Source organism: Citrobacter europaeus, from assembly GCF_037482245.1.
In the GTDB taxonomy this organism is placed as follows: domain Bacteria; phylum Pseudomonadota; class Gammaproteobacteria; order Enterobacterales; family Enterobacteriaceae; genus Citrobacter; species Citrobacter europaeus.
The window spans coordinates 878,067-902,709 of record NZ_CP148084.1; the positions used below are offsets into that span (position 1 = coordinate 878,067).

Here is a 24,643-nt window from a genome sequence, read left to right on the forward strand (position 1 = left end):
CTGAGAGATACTCCCTGTGAAACTAACAATCCACATGAGCTAATAAAGGAATGTTTCAAGCGTCTGCACATCTACCAAAATTAATAGATTACATGTTTATTAAGGAAACTGATTTAATTCTAATCATCCGACCACGAGATTGTTCAAATACATAAAAAATACGAGTTAGCCTACTACTTCTTACCATTTCTAATACTTGCAAGGTCGAGCGGATCGTAAGCCTTGTATATATTACATCAATACTGTCGAAGAATACGGAAAATATAGTGAGATTGGCTATAGTTATACTGATTAAGATCTCACCCAGTACCAATAAAAATTTAAGCGTAGGGACATGCGTGACAATTCAGGCATATCACCTCTAAGCGTGGTGTGTATGTCGTGAATTTGTAAGATAATGTTTCTGTGGGTTTTGAGACTTTTCTCATTTTGAATAAAAGATGAAAGTTTGTTTTCACAGTCATTGCTAATAATACAACCAATAAGAGCAATAAATTGCCAACATTCATTAGTATTTCAAATCCAAAATGGAATGATTGATAGGTTTTAGTTATGGATGGTGAGGGGTTGATATCACATCCTTGTTGTGTAAAAGTTCATTTCATGTACTTAGCAATATTAATAAAATAAATTACTCGGTTGTTAGGTATTTGCTTAGAGGGTAGGTGTGCTTGAAAGTACGCCTTTACCTTTACCATGGATGAAATAGAGTTGTTTGAGGTTATGGAGGCTTCATGAAGTATCAACATTTCTGGCCACCAAATGATATTTACTTTGGGGTTGGCGTCGCTGGTATTATTGATGAAATGTCACTGATTACAAACGAAAGAAATTATTTATTCGTGAGCCTTAATCGATACAGCTTGCGCAGTACGTTGATCTTTTTTTCACGGAATAAAGATATTAATAAAATCATAATCATCATTTCCAGTTCACGATTGATGCCTTTAGCTCTTTTTTGGCTGGATAATATCAAAAATGTTATTGCTGTTTTCGATACCACAACGCCAGTGCCGGAGATGATAAAAAAAATAAGTCTGTATCGAAATGGTGACAAGATAACGGCAGGGCGAAAGGAATGCAGCTTTAAGATCAGCAAAAAAGATATCATGAAGATGAAGTATTTCTTGACCGAAAGCGGTATGGAGGAGCTACAGGATAGATTTATGAACTCACCGTCTACATTGTATCGTTGGAGAAAAGAGGTCGCCATGAAATTTGGTGTGCGGGACCCTCGGTATCTTCTATTGCCAGATTAAACAGCCATGCATTAACTCAGTAATAATTACATTTTAAGATCCGGAATTTAATTACTGTTTTAGTATGGATTCTGCATACGACCTTCGTATGATTATAATTAGAAAATATACAATTCTAGCCTTAATTAGACTGGAAATTATCGCAATCACAATACCAATAGATATGCTGGCTAAGCTCGCCAGGGGCGGTAGCATTCCAGAAACATCTGGGATTAGTTTAAAATTAATAAATACTAAATAAAGGACTTATCAGTAATGATCAGCAAAGATGATGTGAAAATTGCCATTATCGGACTCGGATATGTTGGTTTACCGTTAGCCGCTGAATTTGGGAAAATTCGTCAGGTGGTTGGTTTTGATGTTAATCATAAACGTATACTTGAGCTAAAAGAAGGGATCGATGTCAATCTCGAAACTACAGAAGAAGAGTTGCGTGATGCTCGTCATCTGACATTTACTTCATCAATTGATGAAATCAGAGAATGCAATTTTTATATCATTACTGTCCCGACGCCGATCAACGATTACAAGCAACCAGACCTCACCCCTTTGATCAGGGCAAGTGAAACCGTTGGCAAGGTACTGAAACCGGGGGATATTGTCGTGTATGAGTCTACGGTATATCCAGGATGTACCGAAGAAGAATGCGTGCCGATACTGGAGCGCATATCAGCGATGACATTTAACAAAGACTTCTTCGTTGGCTATAGCCCAGAGCGTATCAATCCCGGCGATAAAAAATACCGACTGACAACTATTAAGAAGATTACCTCTGGTTCAACTGCGGAAACGGCCTGTTTGGTTGATGCAATCTATCGACAGATCATCACGGCAGGAACATACAAAACCGAAAGCATTAAGATCGCGGAAGCGGCAAAAGTGATCGAAAATACTCAGCGTGATCTCAATATCGCGCTGGTAAATGAATTGGCTATTATCTTTAACCGATTAGAGATCGATACTGAAGCCGTGCTGCGAGCCGCGGGAAGTAAATGGAACTTCCTGCCATTCCGTCCGGGACTGGTTGGTGGTCACTGCATTGGTGTCGATCCTTACTATCTGACTCATAAATCTCAGGGCATCGGTTACTATCCAGAAATTATCCTCGCAGGTCGTCGACTCAACGATAATATGGGCAACTATGTTTCGGGACAGTTGATTAAAGCCATGATCAAAAAAGGAATTAACGTTGAGGGTTCTAACGTTCTGATTCTGGGGTTTACTTTTAAAGAAAACTGCCCGGACATCAGAAATACCCGCATTATTGATGTTGTAAAAGAATTGGGTAATTACAGTTGTAATGTTGATATTTATGACCCTTGGGTTGATGCCGAGGAAGTGGAAGAAGAATACGGGATTATACCTGTATCGGAAATCAAAACTGCATCTTATGATGCCATTATTGTCGCAGTCGGACATGAGCAGTTTAAGCTGATGGGGAGTCATGATATTCGTGGGTTTGGAAAAGATAAACATGTGCTTTATGATCTGAAGTATATTCTTCCCCCTGAGCAGTCAGATGTGAGGTTATAATCATGACAGCTTATGATGAATTAAAAATACAACTTGTTCTTGAACCAAAACGTTGGCTTATTACTGGCGTAGCCGGTTTCATCGGCTCAGGGTTATTGGAAGAACTGCTCTTTTTAAATCAAACGGTAATTGGGTTGGATAATTTTTCAACTGGCTATCAGCATAACTTAGAGGACGTGCGCGCCGCTGTCAGTGAAGAACAATGGTCCCGGTTTACCTTTATTCATGGGGATATTCGATCGTTTGCCGATTGCCGGGCTGTTTGTGAGAACGTCGATTACGTTTTACATCAGGCTGCTCTGGGAAGCGTACCACGTTCTTTACAGGATCCTATCACGACAAATAGTGCTAACATTGATGGTTTTTTAAATATGTTGACGGCGGCGAGAGATGCACATGTATCTGGTTTCACCTATGCAGCAAGCAGCAGCACTTATGGCGACCATCCCGATTTACCTAAAATAGAGGAACGGATCGGCCGACCATTAAGCCCGTATGCAGTAACAAAATACGTCAATGAATTATATGCTGATGTGTTTGCACGTAGTTATGATTTTAACGCTATTGGCTTACGTTACTTTAATGTCTTTGGCCGCCGCCAAAATCCTAACGGCGCATACTCTGCAGTCATTCCACGTTGGATACTATCACTACTTAAAGATGAACCGATTTATATCAATGGCGATGGTACAACGAGCCGTGATTTTTGCTATATAGAGAATGTAATTCAGGCCAATCTATTATCAGCAACGACTAATAACTTAGCCTCAAAAAATAAAGTCTATAATGTGGCTGTCGGAGATAGAACGTCACTTAATGAGCTTTATTATCTTATTCGCGATGGATTAAATTTATGGCGTGATGAGCAAAATTGTGCTGAGCCAATTTATAAGGATTTTCGTGACGGTGACGTTAAGCATAGCCAGGCTGATATAACCAGAATAAAAAAATTGCTTTCGTATGAGCCAGAGTTTGATATCAAAGAAGGACTGAAACAAACTCTAAAATGGTATATTGATAAGCAAACTATCTTGTATTCCTGAGTATAACTGCTCATTTCCTTTTTACGCGGATGAATTTAATGAAATCGTCAGGGATGTTTACGCTTACAGCAATTGGTAGTTGCCGTATTGTGAGTCCAGTAAAACGAGCTCAGCCTTATTTTAATTTTCAGGCTAACTTTAAGAAAATTTACGGGTTTACGCATACGAGCAGTGAGGCATTACAGCAAATTCGTTTTTTTCTAGGCTTGATAGACATTCCAGCTCAGGTCCGACCATTTATTTTTAGACCTGCTGTAAGTTATTTAAACACCGATATTCATAGTCCTTCTGATTTCTATATCGTTGAAATTTCGAGTCAGAAGAAGATTATGGCCTATGGATTCTGCTTACAAATAAATTATTTAACTCGTCATTTCTATGAGTTTTTTAGCCAAACAGAGCGAGCACGCGCCTACTGGTCGCTAGCGTCGCAAGGAAATCAGCACAAACTACTGGCCTATCTCAAAGACGATCCCTGTTTTGCAGGAATGTCGGAAAGCGATCGTGCCTTATTAAGCAGTATCAATGTCGAGCAGATGGATGAGCATGCTATCGAACAGGATATGCAGGAAATCGTTCAGCTTCTCGGTCGCGATCGCGTTATGTTTATGACCCATATTGATGCTGTCACTCGTGCAGGAACTGTCATTCAGTCCCGCAGTCGGTTGATTAAAAATGTCGACACCATCGCCGCAAGGATGGGTATTCCCTGCGTTAATCCAACAAATTTGATGGAAAAATGGGGGCAAAAACGTGCGTTGGAAAAAAATGGCGACGATCTTACTCATTATACCGACATGTTTGGTGATGCTATCGTTGCGACCATTTTTAAGAATGTGATCAACAGTACTAATCATCATCTTGATGAGGGGCGGCAAGAGAAACAAGACCAAATACGTGAACTTACCTTATCGATCACGAAGCACCTTGCGGATGGCGACATTATTGCCGCGTCACAGCAACTTTTTGCCGCATTAAGACATCAACAGAAAGAGCCCGTTCTGATTCAACTTCGATCCGTAATTTTTAGTCGCTTAGGTTATTATGAACAGGCTTATCAGGATATTAGTGATGTTGAGAAAATTATCGGTACGACTGACAGTACCTTACGTTGCCGGCTGAGGTCTCTACATGGATTAGCGCGTTGGCAGGAATCTTTATCGACGGCCGAGATGATGCTTTCTAATGAGATTGAAGATGAAGAAGTACTTACCGTTGCCGCCAGCTCAGCCGATGCTTTACAGCTATTTGACAAGTCATATCAATACTGGAAACGTGTACTGTTATTGAATCCTGTAACCCAAAGCGGATGGGTTAGTTTCCTGAGTAGCACACAATATTTCAATGGTGGCAACGCATTTTCCGACGCTTTCCAGGCCGGCATTCAATCGCAGTGTTTAAATGATGCGTTTATGGAGACAGCGCTATCATTGGCAGTCAAATTCAGGGATGAATTGATTTTCATGAAGACGCTCGAGCAGTTACTCCGCCATGAGTCAGAATTTGCGCTGACGGTGTTGTCGACAATTCATGATACCGGCCTCGTAATCCGAACGGCTTTCTGCATCAAGAATATGAACTATCAACAGGCGCTTAGCACCTCGTATAAAGATAAACTCCACGATGTTTTTGAGGCATGGAACAATACTGCGCTGTCGCTACATTCGGTTGAAGATTTTGTCTCACTGAGTACTTCGCTGGTGTACAGCTACTCTGCATTTATGGTTTATCCCCACGCACGTATTTCTCGCTTTAATAATGAAGTTAAAGCGGCATGGCGCGATAAATTAAGAGAAATGTATGAGCGCGAGGATTATGAAAATATCCTGGCAGGGGCAAAAATTGTGTGGCCGCTTCTGGAGTTCGATCCTGTTAGCACCGTATATTGTGCAAGAACGTTGGTGAATCTTGGTGCCTGGAAAGAAGCGTGCACACTGGCCCACATGACCTTGATTCGTAACTCGAACATTACCAGCCTGCAGTCGATTATGTTACGTAGCATACGTCACATTAACGATATCCCATTTCTCATAGATTTGATTGCTAACGTCATGAGCATTTCTCCATCCTTCCAGAATGCATCAATGAACGACTTGTTCGAGAAAGAATGTCGCAATGTCGCTACCAGAGCCCTTAAATGTGTCCGCCAGAAGAAAAGCGAAGGGCGTCTGGATGAAGCATTGTCTTTATTGATTAGCATGAAACGTATTGATCCTGATGTTTCTCGTCTGATGCGTGAATATAAGCAAATTATCAGATTATTTAATGATTCTCTGAGGGATGGCGGTAGCGCTATCGCTTCTTATGAACATCTTGATTATGCGAAAAAATTACTCGTTTTTGATAGCGAAAATGCCTACGCCTTGAAATATGCCGCATTAAATGCGATGCATTTGCGCGACTACTCGCAGGCTTTGCAGTATTGGCAGCGACTGGAGAAAGTGAACGGGCCAACGGATTCGGTGACAAGGCAGGTAACGACCTGCATAGCCGCATTACAAAAGAATACATCAGGGAAGTCATAATGATAACGCAGGAAGAAAAGTTAGCGGCGCTAGGAAACACGCTTTCAGCATTGAAAAAAGAGAGGAAGCTTGCGCAAGCTATTGCGTTAATTGACAGTGAATTACCGGCCGAGGATTTAACTTCATTAGCGACGCTAAAAAAAGCAGAATTTCTTCATGATTTTAATGAAACGGAGCGTGCGTACGCGCTCTATGAAACGCTGATTGCACAAAACAATGACGAAGCTCGTTATGAGTATGCGCGTCGTTTATATAATGCTGGGCTAGCCAAAGATGCACAGATGATTCTGACAAACGTTAGCAGCGGCGTTCAGAAAAAATATAACAATTATTTAGGCAAAATAAATAAGATCTGCGATTTACTCGAGCGCCTTGAAGGGGAAGCGATCCCTGTGGGGACCAACACCCGTATTATTGCGATGAAGCATGCCATCTTGTCATATCGAAATCGTCAGACGCGGCGGCTTCCTGTCGGGTCTTTCGGTCGCCTTTCACTCTGTACTGGCTCGTTAGGTAGCGGTGGCGCAGAGCGTCAGATTTCCAGGCTGGCTATCGAGATCGCCAGAAAATACCGGCAACAGGGGAAAATTGGCGGCCTAAAAGTAGAAGAACCGGTGGAACTTATTATTCGCTCCCTGTCACCGGAGCTCAGACAAGACTTTTTCCTAAAAGAAGTGCTGGAGGAACAGGTTGAGGTACTGGAAATCGCAAAGATTACCGGAAACTTCTTTGACGATGCGACAATCGAATCTCCGGAACTGCGCTTATTGCTCTCTCATCTCCCACCAGTGTGTAACTATGGCATCAAGCATCTGGTGCCCCACTTATGCGAGCGTAAGCCGGACTATCTCTCCGTCTGGCAGGATGGCGCTTGTCTGATGATTGCGCTTGCAGCGCTGATTGCTGGCGTACCCAGAATTCAACTAGGATTACGCGGGTTGCCGCCTGTGGTGAGAAAACGTCTTTTCAAGCCGGAATATGAGCCTCTCTACCGGGCACTGGCGGTCGTGCCTGGCGTTGATTTTATGAGTAACAACCATTGTGTGACCCGGCATTATGCCGACTGGTTGCAGTTGGATGCGCAGCACTTCCAGGTTGTATATAACGGCGTCTTACCGCCATCCACCGAACCTTCTTCTGAGGTGCCACAAAAAATCTGGCAGCAGTTTACGCAAAAAACGCAGGATGCGGACACGACTATTGGCGGTGTTTTCCGCTTTGTAGGCGATAAGAATCCTCTCGCCTGGATTGATTTTGCAGCACGCTATTTACATCACCATCCCGCCACGCGTTTTGTGCTTGTTGGCGATGGGGATTTGCGCGTTGAAGCTCAGCAACGCGCCGAGCAATTGGGGATTCTGGAGAGGATATTATTTGTCGGCGTCTCGCGTGACGTGGGGTATTGGTTGCAAAAAATGAACCTATTCATTTTGTTCTCTCGTTATGAGGGATTGCCCAATGTGCTTATTGAAGCACAAATGGTCGGGGTACCAGTGATTTCGACTCCTGCAGGCGGATCGGCTGAATGCTTTATTGCGGGTATTTCAGGTTTTATTCTTGATGATGCACAGACGGTCAATCTTGACCAGGCTTGTAGCTATGCAGAACAGTTGGTCAATTTATGGCGTAGCAGAACCGGTATTTGCGAACAGACGCAGTCATTTTTACAAGAGCGTTTTACCGTGGAGCATATGGTGGAAACGTTTGTACAGACCATTGCCTCTCAGCCACGTTAATTTTTGGACGGCATTTTTTCAATTTTTTGATTTATATAATAAGTTATGAAAAAAATTATTATTGTATTAATGACATTTATTCTGCTCTCAGGATGCACTATTCCCAGAGCGGGATTTAAGTCCAGCTTGATTAATCAGGATGATCCTCATTATCGTCTGGTCGAAGTCACGCCAGAATTAAAACTGAGTGATGCCGATAATGCGACGAAAACTATTGTCGATCCGGTCTTTGCCGAAAATAACTGGCACTGGACATCTTTGGCTAAAGGTGATGTGCTGCATATCACTATTTTATCCTCGGGCGGCGCGGGGTATTTGTCCAATAACGCGAGCGGCGACCGGGCGGATTTTGAAAATATTCTTGTGACTGACAGTAATATTGTTCAGGTGCCTTATGCTGGGACAATTCCTGTTACCGGCATGGATGTGACGCAATTGGCTGAGGAGGTCAGAAAGCGGCTTTCGCGCGTTGTCCTGAACCCTCAGGTACTGGTAACGCTCACTGCCCGCACGGGGGCCATGGTGACCGTCGAGGGCAGTGGGAAAACGGGGCGTTACCCTCTTGAACGGAGTATGAATCGTCTAAGTCATTTTTTGGCAACGGCGGCGGCGATGGAAACTACCAGCGCAGATATGATGGAAGTTCACGTGACGCGTCAGCAGCATTATTTTAATGCGCGCCTGTCAGATATTTATCAGTATCCAGCGTTGGATATTGTCTTACAGCCGGATGATCGCATTACTCTGCGCCAGGTGACCGAATATGTGAATGTTCTTGGTGCGGCGGGTGTTCAGGGGAAACATGCTCTGGTTCAGCGTCATTCCAGCGTAGTGGATGCCTTGGCGCTGGCTAAAGGATTAAACGACAATCTTGCCGATCCGCAATCAGTGTTTCTGTACAAGCATAATGAAGCAGAACAAGCGAAGCAGCAGATGCGTAAGTTGAATATCTATCATGTCAATATGGGTCTACCTGATTCATTTTTTTTAGCGCAGGCCATGCGAGTGGAAGATGGTGATATTATCTATATCTCTAACGCCTCTTTGACAGATTTCGCTAAGGTAAAAGCCGCATTCGATAGCTTTTTGATCCGTGGCTCTAATTCTTTCTAATGTCGCTATATGAATATTTTGAAAAATAATACTTATTATTTTGTAAAACTCATTTCCGTCTGTGAGTTGATTATTTTACTCATGTCGCGCGACATCAAGACGCGATATAATGGTAATGTGCTAAATTATATGATGGTATTGGCCGTGCCATTGGTATGGATAACCATTACCGTTATTTCCTTCCAATATTTGAATCGTGCAGTTCCAATATTTACTGACGATATCAGCTTTGTTATTTCAGGTATATTACCGTATCTGTTATTTCGCTACACCATCACTGCAACCATGCGCACTCGTTCATTCTTTACATCACTGGCGGTTGTCTCTCAGGTTAAAAAACGATATGTGATTTTTGCTCTCGCCGCAGTCGAATTTGTTAATGCGGTTATCATTTATATTATTGTTTCATTGATTAACTTTCTTATCTTCTCCCGTTGGGAAGCCCATAAACCGATCCTTATTTTTGAAGGGATGGTTATCGCCTGGCTGCTGGGGCTATCGTTTGGTTACTTTTGTGATGCTCTGTCTGAACGGTTTTCGCTGGTCTATAAAGCGGTTCCTGTGGTGTTAAGACCTATGTTTTTGATTTCAGCTGTATTTTATACTGCGAATGAATTGCCATATTCATTATTAAGTATATTCAGTTGGAATCCTCTTCTTCATGTCAATGAGATAGTCAGAGAAGGAATGTTTGAAGGGTACCACTCTTTTTACCTTGAACCTTTTTATCCTCTGGCATTTTCCGCAACGTTATTCCTCGCGGGCATCATTTTTCACCGGGTTTATGACACTAAAAATCACTGACTTTAGCTTCAGGAGAGACGCGTTCGTGTTCGGTTTATTAGGTTGTACACGCTATTTTGAGTCTGATAAAGGCCCGCGAGTGGTCCTTGATAAAACAGATTTTGTCATGGATTACCATGAGCATATCGGTATTCTGGCGGCTCCTGGTTCAGGCAAAACGACGCTAACTCGAGTGCTGTGCGGCATAGATGCTCCTGATGAAGGGGATTTTCTGGGGCTGCGGGGTGATGCACTTCCGCTGGGGGCAAATGCTTTTGTTCTGCCCGGATTAACCGGCGAAGAGAATGCGCGCATGATGGCCAGTCTTTATGGTCTGGATGGAGATGAGTTTTCACATTTTTGCTATCAATTGACCCAGCTTGAACAGCGCTATACCGACAGGGTGAGTGAATACTCTGTCACGATGAAAGCGCATCTGGCATTTGCCATTAATTTACTGCTTCCCTGCCGTCTTTATATTGCCGATGACAAGCTGTATACCGGGGACAATGCCTCACAATCGCGTATGCAGGAGGCGCTAGCTCATGAGCTAAAGCAGAAAGGGTTGATTGTGCTAACACGCAACCCCCGGCTTATTAAAGAACACTGCCATGCCTTTGGCGTACTGCTGCATGGGAAAATTACCATGTGTGAAGATTTAGCCCAAGCGTCTGCGCTTTTTGAACAATATCAGTTAAATCAGGCGATGATGCAAACTGATGATTATTCTTTTGATATTTAAATAGAAAATATACGGATAGCGTGTGGAAAATTCAGAACGTATTAAAAAATGGAAAGAAGGAAGGGCGAAGGTAGCAGAAGAAAGCCGAGCCTCGCGACTGCAACAAAAAGAAGAATGCGCCCTTCGCCAGAAGGAAAAAATGGCAGAATCGATAAGTCATAATCGACCAGACTCAGTCTGGTCCGCGACGGATGCTGATTCTGTCCGTAGAGCATCATTGGTTATTAAAGAACGGCGTGTTCAGCAAGCCAAACGATCGCTACGTCGACTCTTTCTTTATATTGCTTTGCCGCTACTGATTATTATGCTTATGTCGTGGTTATTAACCTCGCGTTTTTACAGCGCGGATGCCACCTTTATTGTGCAAACTGATGCCAGCCAGGATAATTTTTCTGGAACAGCTTTCTTTGGCGCAGGTAATGAGATGTCAGAAGGCTTTCAGGTTCGCGAGTTTATTCTTTCGAAAGAAATGATGGATCGAATGGAAAAAGAACTCGGCTTTTTATCTTATTTTGCGCAAGATGATATCGCATTATTTTCCCGCTATCACGCGCCGCTGGGAATTAATGATGATCCCTATCGTTACTATTTATCAAAAGTCTCGGTCGCTATTGATATTCAACAGGGCATGCTGCGTTTAAACGTGAAGGCACGGAGTGCGGAACAGGCTGAGTTTTTTGCCCAGCGTATTTTGGCTTTTGCGGAACAGCACGTTAATACCGTTTCAGCGCGGATGCAGCAGGAACGGATATTATGGCTGGAGAACGATGTTAAATCGGCCCAGGAAAATCTGGGGGCGGTTCGGCTTGAATTGCTAAAAATACAGCATATACAAAAAGATATTGAACCACAGGAAACAGTGACCGCGATTTATCAACTGATTGCAGGTTTTGAAACGCAACTGGCGGAGGCGAAAGCGGAATATGCGCAATTAATGGCTAATGGTTTGGATCAAAACCCCCTTATTCCCAGACTGTCGGCCAAAATCAAGGTCCTGGAAAAGCAGATCGGCGAGCAGCGTAACCGTCTGTCCAATAAGTTAGGGTCGCAGGGATCTTCAGAAAGTTTGTCTTTGTTTGAAGATCTTCGCCTGCAGAGTGAAATCGCTAAAACACGCTGGGAATCTGCGTTACAAACCTTACAGCAGGGGAAGCTGCAAGCGCTACGTGAGAGGCGGTATTTGCTGATCATTTCTCAACCAATGGTGGTGTCGGACACCACCCGCTATGCCGATGGTACAAAGTGGTTACTGTTCTTTGTGTTGCTGGGTATCGCGTACCTGGTGACCTCGCTCCTGATAACCATCAGGCGGATGCGTGAATAAAGCTTATTAAGGAAAAACGATGAGCTTGCTCTCTACATGTGAAAAAATATCGCCTACCACCCTGCTCAAACAAGAGGATTGGGATGGGCTATACCGCTATTTTGCTCAGCATCCTGAAAAAGTGCTCGATAGTGCCGGAAATGAGCAGAATATTATTCTCTTCGCCATTGCGTGTTTACGTAAAGATGAAACAGATGCCGGGATGGCGTTATTGTCCGACCGTGTGCTGACGGCAAGGAATAGTCGTAATTTATTGCGACGATGGGTTATTTCGCCGCTGGCATCACATCATCGGGACACTGTACTACAGGTGGTTAACAAACTGCTGGCGGTGAATGCGTGCCAGCCGGATGATGTTCTGCTGGTCGCAAGCGCACTGCTTAAAAGTAAACAATATACGACTGTTGCTGATTTAACCGAGCGGGCACGGCTCGTTTTTTCTGGTAACAGCAAAATTTTTGCGCTCCATTTGCGCAGCTTGACTCTGGCGGATAAAGGGCAACAGGCAATCTCGCTGGCCAGAATTCAGGCGCAGGAAGTTCCCCCACGGGTAGATATGATTGCGACCTGCCTCAGTTTCTTAAATAAAAGCCCCCTACCAGGCGATTATGACCTGGCCTGCGCATTGCTCCCTTTCTTCGCTTTAGAAAAGCAGGAGTCGGCGGGTCTGGCGATTGATACGCTCTGCGCTGTTGGCAAATATCAGGAAGCCATTCAGACTGGAGAATCCGCATTAGCCCGTGGGTTAGATGGCGCTGCGCTGCGTCGTAGCCTGGGGCTTGCCTGCTATCAATCCGGCCGCAGCCAGGAAGTGAAGCTTCAGGCCGCTGAGCATTGGCGTCATGCCCTACGTTTTACCCCTGATAATTTGCGTATCGTGACCCTGTATACCGATGCCTTAATCAGAACAGGTCAGAACGAGAAAGCCATTCCGTTGCTGCAACAGTCGCTCGCTTGTCATCCTGAACTTCATTATGTCAGAGCAATGTATGCTCGAGCGCTGCGTCAGGTGGGGCAATACGCTGCTGCCAGCGATCAGTTTGTACAACTGGCAAAGGAAAAAGGGGTTACGAGCAAATGGAACCGTTATGCCTCGGCGGCGTTGTTACAGGCGGGGAAAACAAGCGAAGCGGAAAACGTTTTTGCACACTATGTTCGGGCCAGGGGAAATCATCTGCCTCAGTCATTCGAGGAGGGGCTGTTGGCGCTTGATGGGAAAATTTCCGCCGTTAACCTGCCGCATGAGCGCCTTGACTGGGCATGGGAAATTGCCGGCAAACAGTCAGGTATCGAGCGCCATGAATGGGAGCGCCGAGCGAAGTGGGGCTATCTTGCAGATAATTTTCTCCTCGACTGGCTTGAATGCCGAGGAGAGCAGGCCGACGAACCCATGTACCGATTGGCCGATATATCGCATGTTGAGCAGTTTTTCCGAGGGCTGCAGCTCGATCAGCGTGGCTGCATTATTGTCTCGGCTCATCTGGGCGCAATGTATGCCGGGCCGATGATCCTGTCTTTGCTGGAGATGAACAGCAAATGGGTGGCTTCCACTCCTGGCGTGCTCAAAGGGGGCTACGGTGAGCGATTGATTTCGGTTAGCGATAAAAGCGAAGCGGACGTGGTCAGGGCATGCATGCAGACCTTACATAGTGGGCAGTCGCTTGTGGTGGCGATAGACGGTGCGCTGAATTTGAGTGCGCCGACTATCGACTTTTTCGGTCAGCAGATTACCTACTCTTCCTTTTGCTCTCGCCTTGCCTGGAAAATGCACTTGCCAACCGTATTTGGTGTTCCGGTTTGGCGAGACGGGCGCATCCATTTTGTGCTGGAGAAAATGGTCTCTCCGCATAGATTCGAAAGTCAGTCTTCTTTCATTGCTCGCTGGAAGGACAATTACCTTAAATGTGTTACTCAAATCCTGAAAAGCGGTCCGGAAAACCTGAGACTTTCGGGAGGGATTTGGCGAAACATCACGCGTAGGGATGAATCAACTTCGGGCTGAAAAGACGTCAGTCCTACGATGCTTATGACGCATCAGGTGGGACCGCCCGCTAAGTAAAACTGAGTGAGTGTATTTTTAAAGCATCCGTTCATTAACGTTCGGGTGCTTTTTTCGTTCTAACAGGCTTAACTATTTGAGAATTAAATAATAACTACGTTATGCCGGGATTGTTATTCTGTTGGTCTGAATGTACGACATATTGGCCGGATGACAGGAGGCATTACTATGCGCTTGGGTCACACAAATTTAGCTGTGGGTTACCAGAGGGCAGTATCCTGAAGTCATCCCTAAGTAGTGTTAAATAGCGGCACCGGAATCTGCTGGTAGGGTGCTGTCGCCTGCGCCCAGGTTGCGTTGCAGTAATACCGTATCAAGCCAGAGTCCATGTTTAAAGCCAATGTTCTTTAGCGTGCCGATTTGCGTAAATCCGGCCTGTTGATGGACCTTCAGCGATCCCTGATTATTGCTGTCGCCGACGATGGCGATCAACTGCCGGTAACCGTGCGTTTCGGCCCAGTCAATGACATGGCGGAGCAACGCTTTTCCCGCCCCCTGACGCTGTGCCGTCGGGTCAATGTAAATCGAATCTTCGAGGGTATAGCGGTAGGCATATCGCTCGCGATAGCGAGTGAGATAACAATACCCTATGACCTTATCTTCCTGCAGTGCAACAACCCACGGCAGTCCCAGACTGCGGATTTTTTCCAGACGTGCCAGCATCTCGCGGGTATCCGGCGGGTCAGTTTCAAAGCTGCCAGTACCGTGAATAACATGATGGGCGTAGATATCGCGTATGGCGTGGATGTGCTCTTCTTCTGCGTTAACGATTTTCATTGTTCAGTCCCTGTTGGCGTCTTAGTCAAGATTACCTGAAAGGCTGAAGGGAAGGTAAGTGCAAAAAATTATGCTGGAAGCGCTACGCTCAATAAAATCAAGCTTGCTATCTGTAGGGTTAAAAAGTTGTTTGTGGTTGATATTGTCAATAATACACAAGGTTGGTAAATACATTTCCGAGTAGAGCAAAACACAATTTCTTGCGCAGGAATTCTGTCGAATATCAAAATACCAATTATGGTAGGTTTTACTCATGGATTAAAAAACTCGTTTGATTTCATTGAATTTTTACTGTACCTAATTCTTCTCGCAACTGTATCCTTATTTTCATCTTATTGGTCCTGTTTGAGGACGGAAATTAAGTTATATTACGTATATTGTTATCTTTATTCTTAGCAGAGTGCACATATCAGATTTTTCTCTATCCATCTCGCAAAATAGTTACCATGCAAACAGTTGCGCGGTGTAGCTATGCTAACCAGCAATAGTTATCAGCAGCACAAGGTTTCGTCATGCAAACTTAATCTAAATCCAGAATTCAATCCCAAGAGTATTAGGATAATTTGGTCTAAAATACTTTTTTTGTCTAAGAGTTTTCTTATCGCATAGCCACGAACTACGCTGAGTGATAAAATTTTTGAGTTTACGCCTCCTTTCCAACGATTAGAGGACGAGGCTCGGGTAGTCAATAAGACGAAAGAATTAATTGCTTCATAACCCTATTACGAAATAAGCGATAGTGCATCTTACATGGTCGGCAACCGTCAGGGATTGACCGTAATCTATTGAAAACGCTTATTTTTACTCTGATGTAAGTTATAAGGGCAGATATGTTAAGTATGCGTCGACATGCCAACTTCATTAAACGTTTTAAGTCTTTAAGCTGTTTATTTACGGCAAGCGTTCTTTTTCCTATGCAAATCTCTGCAGCGGTATCAGATTATGACGCTTTGGTTATTGAAGCGCGAAGTGGTAATAGTGCGCCGTTATTGCGTTATCTTGAGGATCAGGGAAAGCAAAGCGCGCTATCGCCAAATCAGGTTGCCGACTGGCTGCAAGTTTCCAGTTGGGTTGAGAACAACGATAAAACCACCATTGCAATCTGGCAGCGCTATCGTGGGCAGATGGAAGTGCCTGCGCGCGGCAAAGTCGCCGCTGCTCGTGCGTACCGTAACCAGAAAAACTGGAATGATTCATTGGCGGTATGGGAAAGCGTTTTACAGGAAGAACCTGACAACGTTGACGTACGTACCGGCTGGATAATGACATTGGCGGATGCTCGCTACAACCAGCAAGCCCTTACTGAAGCGAATAAATGGGCACAGGCGCATCCGGGCGCAGACTCCGACGCGTTACTTGCCTATGTCTATCATTCCCAGGGGAAAAACTGGGACGCGCTGTTGGTTGCCAGCCAGGCAGATGACGTTGATCCAGATAATAAAAATGCAAAATCCACGCTGCTATCTGCTCTGTCAGCAAACCGCGTTTCCGGGCCCGCTCTAAATATGGCGGAGGTAGTACCTACAGCAGATCCTGTGAAGCGTCGCCTTGAACTTGATGCTGCCGCCGAAATGGTACGTTCCTCCTATACGTCCGCGCGGAATGAAGAAGAACGGTTTATCGTGGCGGATAAAGCCCTGGCCCGTTATGACCAGTTACTGGTTGCCTGGAAGGATGAACCATCCGCGCAGAATGATGTTCGTCGGGCGAGAATTGACCGCATGGGCGCTTTGCTGGTTCGTAAACGTACTTCTGAAGTGATTAATGAATACGAATCGCTGTCTGCAAGCGGCGAAGTGCCAAACTACGCAAAACGCTGGGTAGCATCGGCATGGTTAAGCGAGCGCCAGCCAGAAAAAACCGAAGCGATGCTGATGAGCATCTACTATCCGAACGGACCGATTCCTGTTATGCCGCTCGGCCCAGAGGATCAACAGGATCTGTTCTACGCGCATATCGATAATGAAAACTTTGATGCTGCTAAAAAGCAGGCCGAAAACTTAATCAAAGAGAGTCCGTACCTGCGACGTATCTATGGTTCGCCAACGCCGCAGCCTAACGATAACTGGCTGCTCGCACAGTCGCTGCTGACGCAATATCATATTGCTGCCAATGAATTGCCAGAGGCAGAAAAGCTCGCAGAGCATCTGGCGCGAACAGGCTCAGGTAACCAGGGACTGCGCATATCTTATGCCTCTGTACTTGAAGCGCGTGGCTTGCCACATGCGGCGGAGAAAGAGCTGAAGCTTGCGGAAGTGATTGAGCCAAGCAACCTGGAGCTGGAGCGTCAGCAGGCTTACGTTGCGCTGGATCTCCAGGAGTGGAAGCAAGCCGATGAACTGACGGATGACGTTATCGCCCGTAGCCCGGATGACGAAGCGACGCTGCGCCTCGCGCGTATTCGTGATGTCCACAAAATGTCGGAAGTGCGTATTAGCGGCACGCAGGGGATCTCTTCCGATAGCCCAGTCAGCGGTAAGAATGATTTCAACATCAACACGGCGATTTACTCCCCGCCAATTAACGACAACTGGCGACTGTTTACCGGATTCAACTTTGCTACCGGTGAATTTGAAGAAGGCAAGGGGATCAGCCGCGATCTGGCGGCAGGCGCGGAATGGACTTCCCGTGATTACTGGGCGGAAATGGAAGTGTCTGGCCGAAATTATGGCGATGGTCAGAAGATTGGTGGACGTCTTTCCGGTTGGCATGACTTCAATGACAACTGGCGCGTAGGCGGTTCGGCCGAGCGTTTGTCGCGTAATACGCCACTGCGCGCGCTGCGTAGCGGCGTGTATGCCAACGGCGGCGATATGTTTGTCCGCTGGTATCAAAACGAACGACGTGAATATCAACTGTCGTTCGCCGCATCACATTTCTCAGATGGTAACGATCGCATCGAATACGGACTCAGCGGAAAAGAACGCATGTGGACGACGCCGCGCTTCACTCTGGACTTTACCCCAGGCATCGGCGGGAGCACTAACACCAAAGAGAATGTGCCGTATTACAACCCGAAGAGTGATTTTTCCGTTGTTCCGGGCCTGAGCGCGGAGCAGGTTCTTTACCGCCACTATGACACCGTCTGGACTCAGCAAGGCCTGGCAGGTGTCGGTGGCTACTGGCAGCAAGGCCAGGACGCTGGTGCCATCGTTCAGGTGGGATATGGACAACGGCTCAAATGGAACAACGTCGTAGATGGTGGGGTGATGCTGATTTGGGATAAACGCCCCTACGACGGTAAACGTGAGCGGAATATCTCCCTCGCTTTCGATTTAAATGTCAGGTTTTAAGGATTGTTCATGCTGAAAAGATGCCTGTGGCTTAGCGCATTAATCGCTGGCTGGTTGATGATTACCGCGTGCAGTAGCGCGCACAATACAACGCCTCGCTATGTTCCTCCCGCACAGAGAACGCCGCTGACGGCGGATCATCCGTGGCCGAAAAATAGCTTTCTGGTGCTCGGCTACCACGACGTTGAGGATGGCGCCGCCGACCAGCGCTATCTTTCTGTGCGCACCAGCGCGTTGAGCGACCAAATGGCGTGGCTGCGTGATAATGGCTATAACCCGATCAGCGTGCAGCAAATTTTGGACGCCCATGACGGTAAAATCGTGTTGCCAGAAAAAGCGGTACTGCTCACCTTTGATGACGGATATAGCAGTTTTTATACCCGCGTCTGGCCGCTTCTGAAAGCCTACAACTGGCCTGCGCTTTGGGCTCCGGTAGGGAGTTGGGTTGATGCCCCCGCCAACAAAAAGGTCGATTTTGGCGGACTAATGACGGCGCGAGATAAATTTGCCACCTGGAAAATGGTCGAAGAAATGGGCAAATCGCCGTTGGTGGAAGTCGGTGCGCACACCTGGAACTCGCATTTCGGTGGCGAAGCCAACCCGCAGGGAAGTAAAGAACCGGCGGTGGCGAACCGCCTGTATGATAAGAAGACCGGCGCTTACGAAACGGACGAACAGTACACGCGACGCATAAACGCGGATATCTCTCTTATCACCAATAAGATTAAATCGGTGACCGGGAAATCGCCGCGCGCGTGGGTCTGGCCTTACGGCGCGGCCAACGGCACAACGTTAAACCTGGCTAAAGATCATGGCTATAAGATGGCCTTCACGCTCAACGAAGGGCTGGCGAATGCCGCGTTTCTCGACGATATTCCACGCGTGCTGATCTCTGATAACCCCTCTCTGAAGCGCTTTGCCAGCCAGGTTGCGCAGGTACGTGAACCGCAGACGATGCGCGTGATGCATGTCGATCTGGATTACGTGTATGACAAAGATCCGGCCCAGCAGAAGCGAAACATCGACAAGCTTATCCAGCGCGTTTATGACATGCGCATTTCTCATGTCTTCCTGCAGGCCTACGCCGATCCGCAGGGCGACGGGAATATTCGCGAGCTCTATTTCCCCAACCGCTGGCTGCCAATGCGCGCCGACCTCTTTAACTATATCTCCTGGCAGTTACAAACGCGGGCAGGGGTGACGGTGTATGCCTGGATGCCGGTTCTGGCTTTCGATCTCGACGCTTCCATTCCACGCGTAACCGCCTGGGATCCGAAAACGGGCCGTACTACGATCAACCGCGAGAACTATGTTCGTCTGTCTCCCTGGGACAGCGAAGCGCGTAAACGCATCACTGAAATCTATGAAGACCTGGCGAAGCATGCCAGCTTTAAAGGGATTTTGTTCCACGACGATGCTTTCCTGACGGATTTTGAAGATGCGTCACCGGAGGCGGTAGCCGCCTACCGCGCCGCAGGTCTTCCGGGCAGCATTGAGCAAATCCGTAGCAACCCACAGTCGTTTGAGCGCTGGACGCGACTAAAAAGTAAGGTGCTGATCGACTTCACCAAACAGCTGACCCAGGCGGTGCGTAATATTCGCGGTCCGCAGGTGCAAACTGCGCGCAATATTTACGCGATGCCGGTACTGGAGCCGGAGAGTGAAGCCTGGTTTGCGCAGAATCTGAATGATTTCCTCAATACCTATGACTGGACGGCACCGATGGCGATGCCATTCATGGAGCAGATCCCGGCTAATGATGCCAACGCCTGGCTCGACAGATTAGTGAATGCCGTTGCACAAACGCCCGGCGCGCTGGACAAAACCGTGTTTGAACTACAGGCACGAGACTGGCGTAAATCCGGGGACGAGGCTGAAATCAGCGGAAAACAAATAGCCGAATGGATGCGCCAACTGAAATTAAGCGGTGCAGGTAACTACGGCTATTACCCGGATGATTTCATCAGCGACAAACCTGAGATGTCAGAGATTCGCTCGACGTTCTCCTCATACTGGTACCCGCAAAAATGACAGATCGCATTATTGCTTTCCTGATACTTTGCCTGATGTTCAGCCTGCCGTTTGGCGTGGCTGTCGTCTTTACAGGTGAAGTGATGTTGAACTTTGTCTTCTTCTGGCCCTTATTCATGTCAGCATTGTGGATAAGCGGCGGGGTCTATTTCTGGTTTTACCGTGAACGCCACTGGAAATGGGGAGATGACACGCCGCCGCCGACGCTACAGGGAAATCCGCTGGTTTCCATTTTGATCCCTTGTTTTAACGAAGGGATCAATGCGCGTGAAACCATTGAGGCCGCGTTGGCGCAGCGATATAAGAACATCGAAGTGATTGCCATCAACGATGGTTCAACGGATGACACCCACGACGTGCTGGAACAACTGGCTGTGGAATACCCCAGTCTGCGGGTGATTCATCTGGCTGAAAACCAAGGCAAAGCGCTGGCGCTCAAGACTGGGGCAGCCGCGGCGCGCAGTGATTACCTGGTGTGTATTGATGGCGATGCGTTATTGGACCGTGATGCCGTTGCCTATATTGTGGCTCCGCTTATCCAGTTCCCGCGCGTCGGTGCAGTGACCGGGAATCCACGTATTCGAACCCGCTCCACCTTAATCGGTCGGGTGCAGGTCGGTGAGTTTTCTTCCATTATCGGCTTGATTAAGCGTACACAGCGAGTCTATGGGCAGATCTTTACCGTTTCTGGCGTGGTTGCGGCGTTTCGTCGTCGCGCGCTGGCCGAGGTCGGTTACTGGAGCCCGGACATGATCACCGAAGACATCGACATCAGTTGGAAGCTGCAATTGCGCCACTGGTCAGTATTCTTTGAGCCGCGAGCACTGTGCTGGATCTTAATGCCTGAAACGTTAAGAGGGCTGTGGAAGCAGCGTCTGCGCTGGGCTCAGGGGGGGGCAGAGGTGTTTATCGTTAACATGCGCCGCCTGTGGTCGTGGGAGTTCCGCCGCATGTGGCCGCTGTTTCTTGAGTTCTGTTTTTCTACCGCCTGGTCGTTTGCCTATGCTGTCAGTATCGTGTTGTTCCTGTTAGGGCTGATGATCCCGATGCCGGACTCGCTGTATGTACAACATCTGTTCCCGCCGGCCTTTACCGGACTTATCCTCGGCGTGGTGTGCTTGCTGCAGTTTGCGGTGAGCCTGATGATTGAGCGGCGCTACGAAAAAGGCATTGGCGCGTCGTTGTTCTGGATTATCTGGTTTCCGGTGGTGTACTGGATGCTAAGCCTGTTCACCACGCTGGTCGCTTTCCCGAAAGTCATGCTCAAACGCAAACGCGGCAGGGCGCGTTGGGTGAGTCCCGACCGTGGAATTGGGAGGATCGAATCATGAGCCAGCCACTGATCTTTACGGAGCGGCGTTTGTTGCCGCGCATTATTGACGTGCTGTTGACGGTCATCGCCTGGGTTGGATTTATCTATTTGATCTATAAAGGGCTGATCGCGGCTCTGGCGCACTCACCTTATATGGGCGTGCGACCCTTTTTCACCACGCTGGATACGGTCACGTTTTACATCCTTGTCGCGCTGGTCAACGGACTGGTGCTGATAAGCTGGGCGAAGTACAACCAGTATCGTTTTCGTGTAGAACGCCGCAGCCGCAGGCCCGGACTGGAAGACCATGAGCTGGCGGAAAGTTTACGCATTACCCGGGAACTGGTTACAGAACTCAACAAAGCGCGGGTGCTGACGGTCCACCATCATGAGAATGGTGAAATCAGTCATATCGATGTGGACAGGGATATCGCCGATAACCGCCTGCCGCCGCCGACGCCTGCGATGCTGGAGTATTTGCCGCCAGAGCCGCAGCCGTCGATGCAGAAAAGGTCTGAGTGATATTTCTGGTGCCAACTGCTTTCTTCGGCCTCGCACAGGTCTATGATTAGACCCAGACAATAAAAAATGCGAGGCAATGTCGTGGATAAGGAACTACTGGATGCAGGTTACCGGGCCTATACCGGCGAGAAGATTGATGTCTACTTCAATACGGCGATATGTCAGCATTCGGGCAACTGTGTGCGGGGAAGCGCTAAGCTGTTTAATCTGAAGCGTAAACCGTGGATCATTCCGGATGAAGTGGATGTCGCAACGGTCATTAAAGTGATTGATACCTGTCCGAGCGGTGCGCTGAAATATCGTCAGAAATAAGTGAGGGAACCATGGAAATTCTTGCAGGCCACAACAAGTTTTATGTTAACGATGCCGAGGGTAACCAGGTTGCCGAGATTGTCTTCGTGCCGACGGGTGAACATCTCAGCATTATTGAACATACCGATGTCGATCCCAGCCTGAAAGGTCAGGGCGTTGGTAAACAGCTGGTGGCGAAGGTGGTGGAGAAAATGCGTGCCGAAAACCGCAAAGTTATTCCGCTGTGCCCGTTTGCCAAACATGAGTTTGATAAAACCCGTGAGTACGACGATATTCGCGCCTGAAAAGATTACGTACCCCGGAAGGCATAATCGCCGTCCGGGGCATCACTCCCGATGCAGCAAATCCTGATAAATTCCCGTCAACACCCCTTGTGGGCCAAACTCCTTTTTAATCCACTGTGTTACCCGACCGGTTGCTGAATGCTGGGTTGCCAGCAACATCCGTGAATCCTGACGCGGGTTGTGGATCTTCCGCGTGACCAGCAACGACTTTTCCATCGCCTCGCGCACCATATAGTCCGGCAGAAAACCGATGCCCTCACCCAGGATCTGGCACTGGCATTTGGTATTAAAATCGGGAACCAAAATCGACTCCTGGCCGTGTAACAGCCAACCGACCTTTTTGTTGATGGTGTGCGCGGTGTCTTCCACCATGATGTTCGGGTACAGGCGCAACTGGCTCTCAGAAATCGGTTCAGGCATAAAAGCCAGCGGATGATCCGGGGCAATCGCAAACGACCAGCGGATCGCGCCGATCTCGGTGTAATCAATCCCGCCGCCATCCAGTAAAGTATCCGGCGCGCCGATAGCGATGTTGGCAAGGTTGTTGATGATCGAATCCCAGACGCCGTTATACACCTCGGTGGTGACGGTTATCTGGCAGGTAGGGAACTGTTTCTTGAGTACCTGCAGCAGTCGCGCCGTGTGTTGAGGGGTATATAACAGCTGGTTAATACAGATACGTACCCGGGCTTCAATACCCTGAGCAATGGTATCAATGCTGCGCTTGATGGCGTGGAAATCGTTGAGCAGGTCGGTGGCCTTGCGAAACAGATAGCGACCAGATTCGGTCAACTCAATGCTACGGGTGCTACGCGTAAACAGCACCACATCAAGCCCCAGCTCCATGCGCTTAATGGTGTAACTAATTGCCGATGTGGTTAAGCCAAGTTCTTCAGCCGCTTTGCTAAAGCTGCTATAGCGGGCAGCCATGGTAAATGCCAGCAGGTTTTCCTCGGTAAAAATTGAATTCATCTTTCTCCCCTCCGGCGGCAAACGCGTATCCGCGATGCGATGATTGTTGAATGTATTTGTAATCCTTATATAGAGCAATCAGTTTTGAACAGAATTTAACACTAGTTTTACATTTGATTTGAAGGCAATCACACTTCTGTATATTAATTGCAGGCCGCTATCCGTGCAGCATCGCGCCTGATTTTCCTGACTATTGATTAATGGCAAAAAGCAGCTCTGTCATAAGGAAAAGATTGCACTACAGCACGTTTTGTTCTCATTGTTAAATATAATTCAATAATCGACACGCTTACGATGAATGAATTTTAAGCGGATATTATTCTCTGCACTCTGTTGCTATTCTCAGCTTATTGGATATTTAAAAAGTCTAAAAAACTGCAGGAGAGCGATTATGTCAGAGATAGAACTCATTACTGAATTTCTGCTGGCGGCAGAGCAGGGCAGTGCTGATGGATTAAAATCCTGCCTGGCAAAAAGTGTGGATATTAATGCCACTAACCGCCAGGGACGCACCGCCATTATTATTGCCAGCCTGAATAAGCATTATGACTGTGTTTCTTTATTGATTGCCGCTGGTGCCGATATTAATAAACAGGATCAAACCTGTTTTAATCCATTCCTGATTAGCTGTCTGACTAATGATTTAACGTTGCTGCGTATCGTATTGCCGGCCAACCCCGATCTCAATTGCCTGAGCCGGTTTGGCGGCGTTGGTATTACGCCTGCCAGCGAAAAAGGCCATGTCGAGATCGTCCGCGAACTTCTGCTGCGTACCGATATCAATGTTAACCATACCAACTTTGTCGGCTGGACGCCGTTACTGGAAGCCATCGTGCTTAATGACGGCGGCGCGAAGCAGCAAGAAATCGTTAAGCTGCTGCTCGACCATGGCGCAAACCCACACATGACGGATAAATACGGTAAAACCCCGCTGGAACTGGCGCGGGAGAAAGGGTATCACGAGATTGCCGAACTGCTGATTGCGGCCGGAGCCTGACAGAGGAGCGCCACTATCGCTACGCC

General features: G+C 47.3%; 19 protein-coding genes. 17 read left to right on the forward strand and 2 right to left on the reverse strand.

What is annotated here, in order from left to right; translation table 11 throughout:
• Positions 1-734: 734 nt before the first annotated feature.
• The 10 genes from WHR59_RS04200 to vexE all read left to right on the forward strand — a co-directional run bounded on the left by WHR59_RS04200 (position 735) and on the right by vexE (position 14,060).
• The gene (locus WHR59_RS04200) at positions 735-1,259 is read left to right on the forward strand and encodes a Vi polysaccharide biosynthesis protein TviA (protein ID WP_286518656.1); all 525 of its coding nucleotides are present in this window, start codon (positions 735-737) and stop codon (positions 1,257-1,259) included.
• Between the two features lie 255 nt (positions 1,260-1,514).
• Positions 1,515-2,792: a Vi polysaccharide biosynthesis UDP-N-acetylglucosamine C-6 dehydrogenase TviB gene (tviB, locus tag WHR59_RS04205; protein ID WP_043017474.1), complete on the forward strand. Its 1,278-nt coding sequence runs from the start codon at positions 1,515-1,517 to the stop codon at positions 2,790-2,792.
• 2 nt (positions 2,793-2,794) lie between these two features.
• Positions 2,795-3,835 carry a Vi polysaccharide biosynthesis UDP-N-acetylglucosaminuronic acid C-4 epimerase TviC gene (gene tviC / locus WHR59_RS04210; protein ID WP_043017473.1) on the forward strand — a complete coding sequence of 347 codons (1,041 nt, stop codon included), beginning with the start codon at positions 2,795-2,797 and terminating at the stop codon, positions 3,833-3,835.
• Positions 3,836-3,864: 29 nt separating this feature from the next.
• Positions 3,865-6,360, forward strand: coding sequence for a Vi polysaccharide biosynthesis protein TviD (tviD, locus tag WHR59_RS04215; protein WP_155269022.1), 2,496 nt, complete (start codon positions 3,865-3,867; stop codon positions 6,358-6,360).
• Positions 6,360-8,096, forward strand: coding sequence for a Vi polysaccharide biosynthesis glycosyltransferase TviE (tviE, locus tag WHR59_RS04220; protein WP_075145664.1), 1,737 nt, complete (start codon positions 6,360-6,362; stop codon positions 8,094-8,096). Before tviD ends, tviE begins: the two co-directional genes overlap by 1 nt.
• Positions 8,097-8,141: 45 nt before the next feature.
• Positions 8,142-9,209, forward strand: coding sequence for a Vi polysaccharide ABC transporter protein VexA (gene vexA, locus WHR59_RS04225; RefSeq protein WP_043017470.1), 1,068 nt, complete (start codon positions 8,142-8,144; stop codon positions 9,207-9,209).
• A gap of 9 nt (positions 9,210-9,218) precedes the next feature.
• On the forward strand, positions 9,219-10,013 hold the full coding sequence (gene vexB, locus WHR59_RS04230) for a Vi polysaccharide ABC transporter inner membrane protein VexB (protein WP_043017469.1): 795 nt from the start codon (positions 9,219-9,221) through the stop codon (positions 10,011-10,013).
• A 25-nt stretch (positions 10,014-10,038) separates the two neighbouring features.
• Positions 10,039-10,734 carry a Vi polysaccharide ABC transporter ATP-binding protein VexC gene (gene vexC / locus WHR59_RS04235; RefSeq protein ID WP_043017468.1) on the forward strand — a complete coding sequence of 232 codons (696 nt, stop codon included), beginning with the start codon at positions 10,039-10,041 and terminating at the stop codon, positions 10,732-10,734.
• A gap of 22 nt (positions 10,735-10,756) precedes the next feature.
• Positions 10,757-12,058 carry a Vi polysaccharide ABC transporter inner membrane protein VexD gene (gene vexD, locus WHR59_RS04240; RefSeq protein WP_043017467.1) on the forward strand — a complete coding sequence of 434 codons (1,302 nt, stop codon included), beginning with the start codon at positions 10,757-10,759 and terminating at the stop codon, positions 12,056-12,058.
• Positions 12,059-12,077: 19 nt separating this feature from the next.
• A complete protein-coding gene (vexE, locus tag WHR59_RS04245) occupies positions 12,078-14,060 on the forward strand; it encodes a Vi polysaccharide transport protein VexE (protein WP_338843624.1) in 1,983 nt (660 codons plus the stop codon).
• Between the two features lie 297 nt (positions 14,061-14,357).
• Here vexE and WHR59_RS04250 read toward each other — a convergent pair whose 3' ends face one another.
• Entirely contained in the window at positions 14,358-14,894 is a 537-nt protein-coding gene (locus WHR59_RS04250) for a GNAT family N-acetyltransferase (RefSeq protein ID WP_075145667.1), read from the reverse strand.
• A gap of 830 nt (positions 14,895-15,724) precedes the next feature.
• Between WHR59_RS04250 and pgaA the strand changes: the two genes are divergently transcribed.
• From pgaA to WHR59_RS04280, 6 genes are all read left to right on the forward strand, one after another.
• A complete protein-coding gene (gene pgaA / locus WHR59_RS04255; protein WP_286522629.1) occupies positions 15,725-18,187 on the forward strand; it encodes a poly-beta-1,6 N-acetyl-D-glucosamine export porin PgaA in 2,463 nt (820 codons plus the stop codon).
• Positions 18,188-18,196: 9 nt separating this feature from the next.
• Positions 18,197-20,218, forward strand: a complete 2,022-nt coding sequence (gene pgaB, locus WHR59_RS04260; RefSeq protein ID WP_043017463.1) for a poly-beta-1,6-N-acetyl-D-glucosamine N-deacetylase PgaB — start codon at positions 18,197-18,199, stop codon at positions 20,216-20,218.
• On the forward strand, positions 20,215-21,549 hold the full coding sequence (pgaC, locus tag WHR59_RS04265; RefSeq protein WP_043017462.1) for a poly-beta-1,6-N-acetyl-D-glucosamine synthase: 1,335 nt from the start codon (positions 20,215-20,217) through the stop codon (positions 21,547-21,549). The genes pgaB and pgaC overlap by 4 nt, the downstream gene beginning before the upstream one ends.
• Positions 21,546-22,052: a poly-beta-1,6-N-acetyl-D-glucosamine biosynthesis protein PgaD gene (gene pgaD, locus WHR59_RS04270; RefSeq protein ID WP_043017461.1), complete on the forward strand. Its 507-nt coding sequence runs from the start codon at positions 21,546-21,548 to the stop codon at positions 22,050-22,052. Before pgaC ends, pgaD begins: the two co-directional genes overlap by 4 nt.
• Positions 22,053-22,133: 81 nt before the next feature.
• Entirely contained in the window at positions 22,134-22,364 is a 231-nt protein-coding gene (yjdI, locus tag WHR59_RS04275) for a 4Fe-4S mono-cluster protein YjdI (protein WP_047413384.1), read from the forward strand.
• 11 nt (positions 22,365-22,375) lie between these two features.
• The gene (locus WHR59_RS04280; RefSeq protein WP_003033869.1) at positions 22,376-22,648 is read left to right on the forward strand and encodes a GNAT family N-acetyltransferase; all 273 of its coding nucleotides are present in this window, start codon (positions 22,376-22,378) and stop codon (positions 22,646-22,648) included.
• A 42-nt stretch (positions 22,649-22,690) separates the two neighbouring features.
• Here the strand turns inward: WHR59_RS04280 and WHR59_RS04285 are convergent, their stop codons facing one another.
• Positions 22,691-23,620 (reverse strand): LysR substrate-binding domain-containing protein, encoded by a 930-nt coding sequence (locus WHR59_RS04285; protein WP_043017460.1) that lies wholly within the window; start codon positions 23,618-23,620, stop codon positions 22,691-22,693.
• A 391-nt stretch (positions 23,621-24,011) separates the two neighbouring features.
• On the opposite strand from WHR59_RS04285, the gene WHR59_RS04290 reads away from it, so the two are divergent.
• The gene (locus tag WHR59_RS04290; RefSeq protein ID WP_338843628.1) at positions 24,012-24,617 is read left to right on the forward strand and encodes an ankyrin repeat domain-containing protein; all 606 of its coding nucleotides are present in this window, start codon (positions 24,012-24,014) and stop codon (positions 24,615-24,617) included.
• Positions 24,618-24,643: the final 26 nt, after the last annotated feature.